The sequence below is a fragment of the Streptomyces sp. NPDC058373 genome, from assembly GCF_042723275.1.
Classification (GTDB): Bacteria; Actinomycetota; Actinomycetes; order Streptomycetales; family Streptomycetaceae; genus Streptomyces.
The window spans coordinates 23,834-36,896 of record NZ_JBHXJE010000005.1; the positions used below are offsets into that span (position 1 = coordinate 23,834).

Consider the following 13,063-nt stretch of genomic DNA (forward strand, 5'->3'; position numbering starts at 1 on the left):
CCCATGCGCATTGTGGTTCTGGCAGGCGGCATCGGCGGCGCCCGGTTTCTTCGCGGTCTCAAGGCCGCGGCCCCGGACGCGGACATCACCGTCATCGGCAACACCGGTGACGACATCCACCTCTTCGGCCTGAAGGTCTGTCCCGACCTCGACACGGTCATGTACACCCTCGGCGGAGGCATCAACGAGGAACAGGGCTGGGGGCGGACCGACGAGACCTTCCAGGTGAAGGACGAACTGAAGGCGTACGGCGTCGGTCCCGACTGGTTCGGCCTCGGCGACCGGGACTTCGCCACGCACATCGTGCGCACCCAGATGCTCGGCGCGGGCTATCCGCTCTCCGCCGTCACCGAGGCGCTCTGCGAGCGGTGGCAGCCCGGGGTGCGGCTGCTGCCGATGACCGACGACCGGGTCGAGACGCATGTCGCCGTCGACCTCGACGGGGAGCGGCGCGCGGTCCACTTCCAGGAGTACTGGGTGCGGCTGCGGGCCTCCGTCGACGCGCTGGCCGTCGTCCCGGTCGGCGCCGAGCAGTCCAAGCCCGCGCCCGGCGTGCTCGACGCGCTGGCCGAGGCCGACGTGGTGCTCTTCCCGCCGTCCAACCCGGTGGTCAGCGTCGGCACCATCCTCGCCGTGCCCGGCATCCGCGAGGCCATCGCCGACGCGGGCGTGCCGGTGGTCGGCCTCTCCCCCATCGTCGGCGGCGCCCCGGTGCGCGGCATGGCCGACAAGATGCTCTCCGCGATCGGCGTCGAGACCACCGCGGCGGCCGTCGCCGGACACTACGGCTCCGGGCTGCTCGACGGCTGGCTGGTCGACAGCGCCGACACGGCGGCGGTCGCCGAGGTCGAGCGGGCGGGCATCCGCTGCCGCGCGGTGCCGCTGATGATGACCGACCTGGACGCCACCGCCGCCATGGCCCGCGAGGCGCTCGCCCTGGCCGAGGAGGTCCGCGCGTGAGCACCGCTCCCGCCTTCCAGGTCCGGGCGGTGCCCGGGCTGCCCGAGGTCGGCGAGGGCGACGACCTCGCCAAGCTGATCGCGGCGGCCGACCCCGGCCTCGCCGACGGCGACATCGTCCTGGTCACCTCGAAGATCGTCTCCAAGGCGGAGGGCCGGGTGCTCGCCGCCGACTCCCGCGAGGCCGCCATCGACGCCGAGACCGTCCGGGTCGTCGCCCGGCGCGGCGCCCTGCGCATCGTGGAGAACCGGCAGGGCCTGATCATGGCCGCCGCCGGGGTCGACGCCTCCAACACCCCGGCCGGGACGGTGCTGCTGCTCCCCGAGGACCCGGACGCCTCGGCCCGCGCCATCCGCTCCGGGATCGCCGACACCCTCGGCGTGGACGTGGGCGTGGTCGTCACCGACACCTTCGGGCGGCCCTGGCGCAACGGCCTGACCGACGTGGCGATCGGCTCCGCCGGGGTCCGCGTCCTGGACGACCTGCGCGGCGGCACCGACGCCCACGGCAACCCGCTGCACGCCACCGTCGTCGCCCTCGCCGACGAACTGGCCGCCGCCGGGGACCTGGTGAAGGGCAAGTCCGAGGGGCTGCCGGTCGCCGTGGTCAGCGGGCTCGGCGCGCTGGTCGGCGGTGGGGACGGGCCGGGCGCGCGGGAGCTGGTGCGCGGCGCGGCCGACGACATGTTCCGGCTGGGCACCTCCGAGGCGGTCCGCGAGGCGGTCACGCTGCGGCGGACGGTCCGCTCCTTCACCGACGAGCCGGTCGACCCCGGCGCGGTCCGCCGCGCCGTCGCGGCCGCCGTCACCGCGCCCGCGCCGCACCACACCACGCCGTGGCGGTTCGTCCTGCTGGAGTCGACCGCCTCCCGCACCCGGCTGCTCGACGCGATGCGCGACGCCTGGATCGCCGATCTGCGCCGGGACGGCAAGAGCGAGGAGTCGATCGCCAAGCGGGTCCGCCGCGGCGACGTCCTGCGCAACGCGCCGTACCTGGTGGTCCCCTGCCTGGTCATGGACGGCTCCCACACCTACCCGGACGCCCGCCGGGCCGCCGCCGAACGCGAGATGTTCGTGGTCGCCGCCGGGGCCGGGGTGCAGAACTTCCTCGTCGCGCTCGCCGGTGAGCAGCTCGGCTCGGCCTGGGTCTCCTCGACCATGTTCTGCCGCGACGTGGTCCGCGAGGTGCTGGACCTCCCCGGCTCCTGGGACCCGATGGGCGCCGTCGCCGTCGGCCGCGCCGCCGCCCCGCCCGCCGCACGGCCGGGCCGGGACGCGGAGACCTTCCTGACGGTGCGCTAGGGGGGCTGCTCCGGCTCGTACGGAACCGGTTTCCGCCCGCTCCCGGGCGGGCTCGCCGCTCAGAGTCGCGAGATGTCGCTGTACGGCATCTTCGGTGTCCGGCGCGGGGGGACGCGGCCCGCGAGCAGGATGAGGCGGGCCGCCCGATGGCGGTGCCCGGCGTACGGGGCGAGCAGTTCCAGCATGGCCTCGTCGTCGGTGCTCCGGTCGCCGGTCAGGGCGTAACCGATGATGCCCGGCAGGTGGAGGTCGCCGGTGGTGACCGCGTCGGGGGCGCCGTGGGTGCGCTGAACCACCTCGGCGGAAGTCCAGGGACCGATGCCCGGGACCGCCTCCAGGAGCGCGGCGGCCGCCTCGGGGGCGAGGCCGGCGGCCCGTTCCAGGCGGGAGTGGAGGCGGACGGCGCGCAGGATGGTCGCGGCGCGCTTGTCGTCGACGCCGGCGCGGTGCCACTCCCAGGACGGGATGAGCGCCCACGCGCGGGGGCCGGGCATGACGGCCATCCGCTCCGGGGCGGGGCCGGGGGCCGGTTCGCCGTGCCGGGTCAACAGGCGGCGCCAGGCGCGGTACGCCTCGTCGGCGGTGACCTTCTGCTCCAAGACCGAGGGGATCAGGGACTCCAGCACCAAGCCGGTACAGGTCAGCCGCAGGCCGGGGCTGCGACGGGCCGAGTCGGCCACCAGGCGGTGGCGGGGCGCGAACGCCTCCGGGGTGTCGGCGGCGCCCAGCAGCTCCGGGAGCCGGTCCAGGAACCAGTCGGCGCCCGGGCCCCAGGCGGTCGCCTCCGCCGTCCCCGCGCGCATCGCGACCCTGAGGGTGGCCGGGCCCTCCGGGGTGCGGCTGGCCCGCCACACGGCGCGGTCCTGGGTCAACCGGAACGCCGGGTCGCCCGGGCCCCGGCGCAGGACGCCCAGGACCAGGCCGAGGTCCAGGGGGTAGGGCGGGGTCCAGGTCCGGGTGCGTGCCGGGGCCATGGGCCTGGCCGCGGTGCGGGTGCGCGTGGCCGCGCGGAAGGCTCGGGCGCCCGTGGGGTCGGGCTCCGCCCCGGGGCGGGGGGTGCCTTGCCCGTACGGGGTACGGGGCCTCGGGGGGAAACGTCCTGCCATGCGGCAGAGCGTACTGGTCGGCCCGGCTGCCGGGGCTGGGCCAGGGGTGGCCTTGAGCGCCGGCCGGGCTGGACTGGGCTGCTCCGCCGGAGCGTTGCGAGTCCGTGCGACCCCTGTCACAGATGGCCTCAAACGCCGGCCGGGCTCAAAAACGGCCTCAGGCGCCGGCCGGGCTGACCATGGCCTCAGACGCCGGCCCGGCTCAAAAACGGCCTCAAGCGCCGGCCGGGCTGAATTCAGCCCGGTCTGGGCTTGAGCCATCGGTGAGCTGAAGGTGACCACCCAGCCGAGCCGAATCCCAGCCCGGCCGGCGCTTGAGGCCATAGAGCAGCCCGGCCGGCGCCTGAGGCCAAAGAGCAACCCGGCCGGCGCTTGAGGCCACCCCGACCCAGCCCCGCCGCGCGGGCAAGCTCACCGGTCAGGTGAGAACCGCACAGCCCCGTCCGGCAGGACGGCGTCGCACCAGAGGCGGAGGCCGTCGCGGAGTTCGTTGTCGGCGCCGGCGTCGGCCCCGTCGCCGACGACGGCCCCGGTGACCTGGGTGCGAGCCCCGACCCGCGCCCCGGCGCCGATCAGCGAGTCGGTGACGACCGCGCCCTCGCCGACGTACGCGCCGTCCAGAACGGTGGACCCGGCGACCCGCGCCCCGGCACCGACGAAGGCGCCGGCCCCCACCACGGTCCCCTCGGAGAGCTTCGCGTCGGCCGCGACCTCCGCCCCGTCGAGGACCAGGAACTCCCCTCGCCGCCCGGGCACGGCGGGCGAGGGCGCCCGCCCGAGGACCAGGTCGGCGGAGCCCCGTACGAAGGCCTGCGGGGTGCCGAGGTCGAGCCAGTAGGTGGAGTCGACCATGCCCTGGAGGTGCGCCCCGCTCTCCAGCAGCCCGGGGAAGGTCTCGCGCTCCACGGAGACCGGGCGTCCGGTGGGGATGGTGTCGATGACGGAGCGGCGGAAGACGTACGCCCCGGCGTTGATCTGGTCGGTGACGATCTCCTCGGGCGTCTGCGGCTTCTCCAGGAAGGCGAGGACGCGCCCGGCCTCGTCGGTGGGGACCAGCCCGAAGGCGCGCGGGTCCTCGACGCGGCTGAGGTGGAGGGAGACGTCGGCGCCGCTCTCCTGGTGGGTGGCGACCAGGGCCGGGATGTCGAGCCCGGTGAGGATGTCGCCGTTGAAGATGAGGACCGGGTCGTCGGGTCCCGAGTGGAGCCGGTGGGCGACGTTGCGGATGGCGCCGCCGGTGCCGAGGGGCTCCTCCTCGGTGACGTACTCCAGGTGGAGCCCGAGGTCGGAGCCGTCACCGAAGTACGGCTCGAAGACCTCGGCGAGGTAGGAGGTGGCCATCACGACGTGCTCGACACCGGCGGCGCGGGCGCGGGCCAGCTGGTGGGTGAGGAAGGGGACGCCCGCGGCGGGCACCATCGGCTTCGGCGTGCGGGCCGTGAGCGGCCGGAGCCGGGTGCCCTTGCCGCCCACCAGGAGGATCGCTTCTGGGGCCTGAGTCACTGTGCGTCTCTGCTTCCTGCCGGGGCCGGCCGAACTGTCTTTCGGCCGGCCAGTCTATGCAGACCGGTGCGGCACGCCCCATTCCCAGGCCCCGGCGTGCTCGCCGGGCGAAGCCCTGCTCAGCGCCCCTGGAGCTTGGCGGAGGCCGAACGCGCCGTGCCGAGCTTGCCGTAGAGGCGGACGCCCGGGCATTCGGTGGAGTAGCCGTCCCGGTGGCCGGAGATGACGTGCAGGCTCACCTTCTTGCCCTTCGCGTACAGGTTGCTGCCGGCCGAGGTGAGCGTGACCTTCCCCTTGGGGTCGGCGCCGGACAGGCCGAGTTTCCAGGCGGTCAGCTGGGCCACCGCGTTCACCGCCGTCTTGGGCGGTTCGGCGCTGCTGTAGCTTCCCAGAACGGCGATGCCCGTGCTGTTGCTGTTGAAACCGAGGGTGTGGGCGCCGAGGACGGCCTTGTCGACGCCGCCGGCCCGCCCCTCGTAGACGGTGCCGCACTTGTCGACCATGAAGTTGTAGCCGAGGTCGCGCCAGCCGCTGCTCTTAGTGTGGTAGCGGTAGATACCGCGGATGACGGAGGGCGCCTCGGCGCAGGTGTAGTTGTTGCCGGTGGCGCTGTGGTGGACGAAGGCCGCCTTCACGGCGCCGGTGTACGCGAACTCCTTCTCGCGCAGCTTCTCGTCGGCGCCCCACCCCTTGCGGGTGACGATCTTCGGGCGCGGGCCCACGAACGGCTGGGCGCGCTGCTCCGGCCCGGCGGCGCCCTGCGCGCCCGGCGTCCCGGGAGTCTCCTCCTCGGCGGCGCGGGCCGCCGCCAGCTCGGCGAGCGTCTCCTCGCGGGTCAGCTCGGGCAGGACCGCCTGCTCCGCCTCGGGAGCGTGGAGCGGGGCGTTGGCCCCGCCGGACTCGGCGGCCGCGACAGGGCGCGCGCCGGGCGTCGGCTCGGCGTCCTCGGGGGGCGTTTCCCCGGGGTCGACCAGGTCCAGGCGCAGCCCCTCGGGCAGCGTGTCGGTGGTGCGTACGCCCTGGTGGCGGTGGCCGTCGCGGGCGGTCACCCGCAGTTCGACGGCGTCCGAACGGCCCACCCACAGGGGCGCGGTGGCACCGCGGCCGCCTGCCCCCTCGGGGGTGGAGCGGTCGGCTCCGTGGTCGTCGTGGTGGGTCTCCAGCTCCTGCCAGCCGGACCAGGCGCCGGTGGCGATGGAGCGGGTACGGACCTGGACCCGGCCCTCCAGGTGGGCGTCGGGGTCCTCCCAGACCACGCCGACCAGCGAGAACGGCCGGACCTCACGCGGGGTCAGGGCCCGTTCGCCCGGCGCTTCGCCGGGTGCGGCCGAGCGGTCGGCGGTGGCGGGGAGCGGCAGGGACTGGGTGCTGCCGGGGACCGCTCCGTCGGCGGCCGGGAGGGCCCGTGCGCCGGGCGACGGGAGGGGGGCGGCGGCGGGGGGACGGGCGCCGGTCGAGGTGTCAGCCGCGCCGGCCCGGGGGTGGCCAGGGGTCGCGGCGAGGGCTCCGGAGGGCAGGGCGGCGGGCAGGGCCAGGACGGCCGCGCAGGCCACGCCGATCGAGGAAGGAAGGAATCCACGCATACAGCTGATCGTCCGCATAACGGAGCAAACCTGTCCATGCGTGACTTGACGGTGTGTCGGCGTGTCGCCACCGCCACCGCGCTCCGGCGCCGCTCTCCACCCCCCACGCCCCGCGTACGCTTGCGCGCGTGAACGCCAACGACCGCACCCCCGCCGACCTGCTGCGATCCGCGCTCGCCGCCGATCCGGCCCGCCCGCTGGTGACCTTCTACGACGACGCGACGGGTGAGCGCGTCGAACTCTCCGTCGCCACCTTCGCCAATTGGGTGGCCAAGACCGCCAACCTGCTCCAGGGCGACCTCTCCGCCGAGCCCGGCGACCGGCTCGCGCTGCTGCTCCCGCCGCACTGGCAGACCGCCGTCTGGCTGCTCGCCTGCCACTCGACCGGCGTCGTCGCCGAGGTCGGCGGCGACCCGGCCGCGGCCGACCTGGTGGTGAGCGGCCCCGACACCCTTCAGGCGGCGCGCGCCTGTCCGGGCGAGCGGATCGCGCTGGCGCTGCGCCCCCTGGGCGGGCGGTTCCCGCACGCTCCCGAAGGCTTCGCCGACTACGCCGTGGAGGTGCCGGGGCAGGGCGACCGGTTCGCCCCCTTCGCCCCGGTGGCGCCCGACGAGCCGGCGCTGTCCGTGGCGGGCCGCGAACTGACCGGCGTCGAACTGGTCGAGGAGGCCCGCGCCGAGGCGGCCCGCCTCGGCCTCGGCCCGGGCGACCGGGTGCTGACCGGGCTCGGCTGGGACGACTGGCAGGGCCTGGCGGCGGGGGTGTACGCACCGCTGGCGGCGGGCGGCTCGGTGGTGCTGTGCCGCAACGCCGGCCGGCTCTCCGAGGAGGGGCTGGCCCGCCGGGTCGACGACGAGCGGGTGGGGCTCACCCTGCTCTGAGTGCAGCGCCGCCGGCCTCCGGGGCGGGGCACGTCCACGGTCGAGCGCCGTCCCTCCCCGAGGGAAACCGGCGCTCGTCCGCCGTCACCGCGCCGGGGCCCGCGCTCACCCGTACGGCCCACCTCACCCCCTGGCCCGCGCGCCCCGCGGGCCAGGGGGTGATGTCGTCAGGGGGAGGGCGCCCGCATCTTCCCCCTGCGGGCGCCGCACCGAGACGGAGGGTGGTGGCCGACGTGACGGACCGCGCGGGCCCGCCCGGCGACGAGGAACAGGGCCCCGAGGCAACGCGCGGCGGCGAGCGAGGACCCGGGAGCGGGGGCGGCCCGGACGGCAGGGCGGGCGCGGCCCAGCGTGACGGACCGGCGGACGGCCGGGACGCCCGCTGGGGCCCGCGCACCGGCCGCGCCCGGCCCCCGGCCCGTTCGTTCCCGCGGCGGCGCTGGGTGTGGTGGACGGCGGCCGGGACGGTGGTGGCGCTGGTCGGCGCCGGGTTCGGCGCGTGGACGCTCTACGACCGGCTCCAGGGGAACATCACCCGGGACGACGCCGTGATCGCGGAGCTGGAGCGGCACGAGAAGGAGCGGCCGCTCCCCTCGAAGCCGGGCGCGCTCAACATCCTGATGGTCGGCTCCGACACCCGCGCCGGGCAGGGCAACGGCCGGTACGGCGCCGCCCGGGGCCAGCGCTCGGACACCGTGATCCTGCTCCACCTGGCGGCCGACCGGCGCAGCGCCACCGCCATGTCGATCCCCCGTGACCTGATGGTGGACATCCCCTCCTGCCGCGGCGCCGACGGGCGTTCCGCCCCGGCGCGCACGGCGCAGTTCAACTACGCGTACTCCTACGGCGGGACGGCGTGCACCATCCGGACGGTCGAGCGGATGACGCGGATCCGGGTGGACCACCACATGGTGGTGGACTTCCAGGGGTTCAAGCGGATGGTCGACGCCGTCGACGGGGTGCGGATCTGCCTCAAGCAGCCGATGGACGACAAGGACGCCCACGTCCGGCTCCCGGCGGGCGAACACACCCTCAACGGCGAGCAGTCGCTCGGCTACGTCCGCGCCCGCAAGAGTCTCGGCGACGGCAGCGACACCGACCGGATGGAGCGCCAGCAGCAGTTCCTCGGGGCGCTGGTGGCCAAGGTGCAGAGCAACGGCGTCCTGCTCAACCCGGGCAAGCTCTACCCCCTGCTCGACGCGGCCACCTCCTCCCTGACCACCGACCCGGGCATCGCCTCCCTGCTCGACCTGTACGACCTGGTGCGCTCCATGCGGAACATCCCCACCAAAGAAGTACGGTTCCTGACCGTTCCGCGCGAGGCCTACGCCGGGGACCCCAATCGTGACCAGCTCGTGGAGCCCGCGGCGAGTGAACTCTTCACCCTGCTGCGTGAGGACGAACCGGTACCTGTCGCCCCGCGCCCCAGCGCCTCCGGGAGCCCTACGCCCTCCGCCGGCCCCACGGGCACGGGCCCGACCGGCACGACACCGCCGCCGGCCCCTCCGGGCATCCCGGAAGCGAGCCGGACGCCCGTTCCGGATCCGACCTTCAGCGGTAATAGCGCGGCCCGTTCCGCCTGTGAATGATTCCGGCGGGTAAAAGACCACTCAATACCGTGGAACAGCGCACGGGATTGCGCCGTAATGCCCACTTGTAAGCAACATGCAATGCCTCACCGCCGTCGCCCAAGCCGGAAGAGGCCGGATAGTGTGAGCGATCCGGCGAGCCCGACCAGGCCGCCGGGGACTGACGGACCGACCGACTGAGCGTCTTGCGGGGAGGGGACCCGAGGCGCCGCGTGGCCCTGACGGAGGATTCGGACAACCGTGGACGCGCAAGGCCGTGGGCGGGCGGAGAATATCGACCCCGCAGACCAGTGGGTGCTCAACCCGGAAACCGGCGATTACGAATTGCGACTGAGCCCTTCCGATGGGCGACCGCCGGGCAATGGGCGGCGGGGCTCCGTTCCGCGCTCCCGCCAGGCTCCCGACCGTGAGCGCTCGCAGAGCGGTCCTGACGGGGAACGCTCCCGCCGCCCCGCTCCTCGCGACCGCGAGCCCGGGCACGACCGGGACACCGAGTCCCGCCCGTCCCGCGAGACGGTCCCCGGGCAGCGCAGGCGCCGGGGCGCCGAGCCCGAGCCGCCGCCGGGCCGTGCCGCGGCGCGGCGTGCGGGCGGCCGCAAGGGGCGCGGCCAGAAGCAGAAGAAGGGCGGCAAGAAGAAGGCGCTCCTGTGGACCGGCGGCGTGCTGGCCTTCGTGATGGTGGCACTGGCCGCCTCCGCCTACGCCTACCTGGAGCACCTGAAGGACAACATCAACTCGGTCGGCGACGACGGCGCGGGCACCGGCGGCTTCAGCAAGGACCGGGCCATCAACGTCCTGCTGATCGGCACCGACAAGCGCAGCGGCGAGGGCAACCAGGGCTACGGCGACAACGACAGCCCCGGCCACGCGGACACCACGTTCATCCTGCACGTCTCCAAGGACCGCACCAACGCGACCGCGCTCAGCATCCCGCGCGACCTGAAGACGGACATCCCGGACTGCCCCACCCAGCAGGAGGACGGCACCAGCAAGGTCATCCCCGGCCAGCAGAACGTCCGGTTCAACGAGAGCCTCGGCCAGAACGACCGCACCCCCAGCTGCACCATGCGGACCGTCGCCGAGCTGACCGGCATCAAGATGGACCACTTCATGGTGGCCGACTTCAACGCGGTGAAGACCCTCACCACGGCCGTGGGCGGCGTCGATGTCTGCCTCGCCAAGGACATCGACGACCCGGACTCGCACCTGAAGCTGTCCAAGGGCACGCACACCATCGAGGGCGAGGAGGCGCTGGCCTTCGTCCGCACCCGGCACTCGGTGGGCTTCGGCGGCGACCTCAGCCGGATCGAGATCCAGCAGCAGTTCCTCAGCTCGCTGATGCGGAAGCTCAGTTCGAACGACACCCTGACCAGTCCCACCAAGATGTTCTCCCTCGCCGAGGCGGGCACCAAGGCGCTGACCGTCGACTCGACGCTGGCCGACATCTCCAAACTCCGCGACCTCGGTATGGAGCTCGGCAAGCTCGACCCGAAGAACCTGACGTTCACCACCGTCCCGGTCGTGGACAACCCGGACGAGGTGGTCAAGGCGACCGTGGTGCTGGAGGAGGCGAAGGCCCAGTCCGTCTTCCAGATGGTCCGCGAGGACGTCTCGTTCACGGCGGTGAAGAAGAAGGAGAAGAAGGAGAAGGCGGCGGTCGCGGCCCGGCTGAAGGGTGAGCGCGCGGACGCCTCCGAGGTCCGGGTCGACGTGTACAACGGCGGCGCGGCCACCGGGTCGGCGCAGACCACGCTGAGCTGGCTGCAGAACTCCCAGGGCGTCCTGAAGTCCACGCAGTTGGGCAACGCCCCGGAGGAACTCGCCAAGACCACCGTGGAGTACGGCGAGGAGGAGGCCCCGCAGGCCCGCAAGCTCGCCGACCTGATGGGCCTGCCGGCCTCCGCGCTGAAGCCGGGCGAATCGGTGAGCAACTCTCAGGGCCTTCCGGCGGTCAAGCTCACACTGGGCCGCGACTTCAAGGGCGCGGGCATCCCGCTCGTCGCCCCGAAGGAAGCCCCGAAGGACGTGAAGAAGGTCAGCGCGGACAAGACCGTCTGCGCCAAGTGATCCACCGTCGCATCCGCCCCGGCCGCTCACCACGGCCGGGGCGGCTCTCGGGCGTGCGGTGCAGGGTGGGGAGGGCACGACATGGGCGGTTCACGGTCGGAGGGCGGTCCCGAACGGGACCAGGACCCCGCCGGGGCGCTGGGGTGGGACGAGGGACTGTACGAGGGCCGGGAGGCGGGCGGCGCCGTGGAGACCGGGCGGGCCAAGGTCCCCGGGCAGCGGGGCGCCGGTGACGGCGGGACGGCGGACCGGGAGGGGGAGGCCGAGCCCGAGGACCCCGACGAACCGGACCGGCCCTCCGGCGCGTCCGGTAGGGCCGCCGAGGCGCCCGGCAGCGCCGGGGTACCCGAGCAGCCGGGCCCGGGCCGCCGCAGACCCGGAGCGGGCGAGGCGGCGGACGCCCAGGCCCAGGCGGACCCCAGCGGCACCGCCCCGGACGCCCAGCCGGAGAGCGAGCCGGACGGCGCCCCGGCGGAAGCCGGCGCCCCCGCCAAGCCCGGGCGGCGTCGGCGCCGCAGGCGCATCCTCGCCTGGACGGCGGCCGGGCTGGCGCTGACCCTGGTCGCGGCGGGCACGGCCGGCTGGTTCTACTACCAGCACCTCAACGACAACCTGGACCGCAAGCCGCTGCACATCGGCAAGTCCCGCGCCCCCGAGCCGACGCCCAACGCGGCCGGGCAGACGCCGCTGAACATCCTGCTGATCGGCTCGGACGCCCGCGACTCCGAGGAGAACCAGCGGCTCGGCGGCGCCCGCGAGACCTTCGGCGGCCCGGCCCTGGCCGACGTGCAGATGCTGCTCCACCTCTCGGCCGACCGCAGCAACATGTCGGTGATCAGCATGCCCCGGGACACCCTCGTGAAGGTCCCGGAGTGCACCGACCCGGACACCGGCAAGGTCTACCCGGCGACCGTCGGCACCCGGATGACCAACCAGACGCTGACGCGCGGCGGCCCCGGCTGCACGGTGGCGACCTGGGAGGAGCTGACCGGCATCCGGATCGACCACTTCATGATGGTCGACTTCGCGGGCGTGGTCTCGATGGCGGACGCGATAGGCGGCGTCCCGGTCTGCGTCGACGCCAACCTGCACTCGCGGACCTCCGACGGCAAGGGCTCCGGCCTCAAGCTCAAGAAGGGCACCACGGAGATCAAGGGCGAGGACGCCCTCGCCTGGCTGCGTACCCGCTACGGCTTCGGGGACGGCTCGGACATCGCCCGGGCCAAGGCCCAGCACATGTACATGAACTCCCTGGTGCGGGAGTTGCGTGAGAACACCGGGCTGAGCAGCCCCAACAGGCTCCGCAACCTCGCCGAGAAGGCCACCGAGGCGCTGACCGTCGACGAGGAGCTCGCCTCGGTCGCCGACCTGTACGCGCTGGCCGAGGAGTTGAAGGAGGTCGCGCCCAACCGGACCACCATGGCGACGATGCCGTGGGTCTGGTCCCCCTCGGACCGCAACCGGGTGGAGCCGAAGCCCGACGACGCCGAGCAGTTGTTCCGGCTGGTCCGCGAGGACATCGCGCTGGACGGCCGGGGTGAGCCGGGCGCCTCGCCCTCCCCCGAGAAGGACGAGACCTCCGAGGACCCGGCGGCCGACCCGGCCGAGATCGGCGTCCTGGTCCGCAACAGCACCGGCTCGCCGGTCGCCGCCCCGGTCTCCGGCCGGGCCGCGGAGATCGTCGCGCTGCTGACGGAGGCGGGGTTCACTCGCGCCTCGGCCGACCAGGACCCGGTCGAGAACCGTGAGGAGACCGCGGTCCTCTACCCCAGCGCCGAGCTGGAGGGCGACGCCCAGTCGGTCGCCGAGGCGCTGGGCATGCCGCTGGGCACGGTCCGCAAGTCCACCGAGGTCTCCGGGGTGACCCTGGAGGTCGGCGCGGACTGGACCGAGGGCGACGCCTTCCCGAAGCCGAAGCAGGGCGACAACGAGCCCCCGGACTCCGCCGAGGCCCTCAACGGCTCCGACGACTCCGCCTGCATGGAGGTCGACCCGGCCTTCACCTGGTGAGCCCGGGGCGGCCCGCCCGTGTGTGCGCGTACGCGACGGGGCCGTACCGCCGGAACAGGCGGT

Annotated in this window: 9 protein-coding genes; 6 read left to right on the forward strand and 3 right to left on the reverse strand. The window is 74.3% G+C overall.

From position 1 onward, the window contains the following. Nucleotides 1-3: 3 nt before the first annotated feature. Together cofD and ACFWMZ_RS05120 are read left to right on the forward strand one after the other, a co-directional pair. A complete protein-coding gene (gene cofD / locus ACFWMZ_RS05115; protein WP_383182010.1) occupies nt 4-960 on the forward strand; it encodes a 2-phospho-L-lactate transferase in 957 nt (318 codons plus the stop codon). After that, on the forward strand, nt 957-2,261 hold the full coding sequence (locus tag ACFWMZ_RS05120; protein WP_383199589.1) for a coenzyme F420-0:L-glutamate ligase: 1,305 nt from the start codon (nt 957-959) through the stop codon (nt 2,259-2,261). Before cofD ends, ACFWMZ_RS05120 begins: the two co-directional genes overlap by 4 nt. 59 nt (nt 2,262-2,320) lie before the next feature. On the opposite strand, the gene ACFWMZ_RS05125 is transcribed toward ACFWMZ_RS05120, so the two are convergent. The 3 genes from ACFWMZ_RS05125 to ACFWMZ_RS05135 all read right to left on the reverse strand — a co-directional run bounded on the left by ACFWMZ_RS05125 (nt 2,321) and on the right by ACFWMZ_RS05135 (nt 6,453). Then, complete coding sequence (locus ACFWMZ_RS05125) at nt 2,321-3,367, reverse strand: DNA-3-methyladenine glycosylase family protein (protein WP_383182014.1); 1,047 nt, start codon at nt 3,365-3,367, stop codon at nt 2,321-2,323. A 411-nt stretch (nt 3,368-3,778) separates the two neighbouring features. Beyond that, nucleotides 3,779-4,870, reverse strand: a complete 1,092-nt coding sequence (locus ACFWMZ_RS05130) for a sugar phosphate nucleotidyltransferase (protein ID WP_383182016.1) — start codon at nt 4,868-4,870, stop codon at nt 3,779-3,781. A gap of 119 nt (nt 4,871-4,989) precedes the next feature. Then, nucleotides 4,990-6,453 (reverse strand): N-acetylmuramoyl-L-alanine amidase, encoded by a 1,464-nt coding sequence (locus tag ACFWMZ_RS05135; RefSeq protein WP_383199591.1) that lies wholly within the window; start codon nt 6,451-6,453, stop codon nt 4,990-4,992. A 128-nt stretch (nt 6,454-6,581) separates the two neighbouring features. On the opposite strand from ACFWMZ_RS05135, the gene ACFWMZ_RS05140 reads away from it, so the two are divergent. The 4 genes from ACFWMZ_RS05140 (at nt 6,582) to ACFWMZ_RS05155 (ending at nt 13,000) form a co-directional block, all read left to right on the forward strand. After that, on the forward strand, nt 6,582-7,334 hold the full coding sequence (locus tag ACFWMZ_RS05140; RefSeq protein ID WP_383182020.1) for a TIGR03089 family protein: 753 nt from the start codon (nt 6,582-6,584) through the stop codon (nt 7,332-7,334). Nucleotides 7,335-7,804: 470 nt separating this feature from the next. Next, the gene (locus tag ACFWMZ_RS05145) at nt 7,805-8,923 is read left to right on the forward strand and encodes an LCP family protein (RefSeq protein WP_383182058.1); all 1,119 of its coding nucleotides are present in this window, start codon (nt 7,805-7,807) and stop codon (nt 8,921-8,923) included. 240 nt (nt 8,924-9,163) lie between these two features. Continuing rightward, entirely contained in the window at nt 9,164-10,990 is a 1,827-nt protein-coding gene (locus ACFWMZ_RS05150) for an LCP family protein (RefSeq protein ID WP_383182022.1), read from the forward strand. A gap of 81 nt (nt 10,991-11,071) precedes the next feature. Then, nucleotides 11,072-13,000, forward strand: coding sequence for an LCP family protein (locus ACFWMZ_RS05155; protein WP_383199593.1), 1,929 nt, complete (start codon nt 11,072-11,074; stop codon nt 12,998-13,000). Nucleotides 13,001-13,063 lie beyond the last annotated feature (63 nt).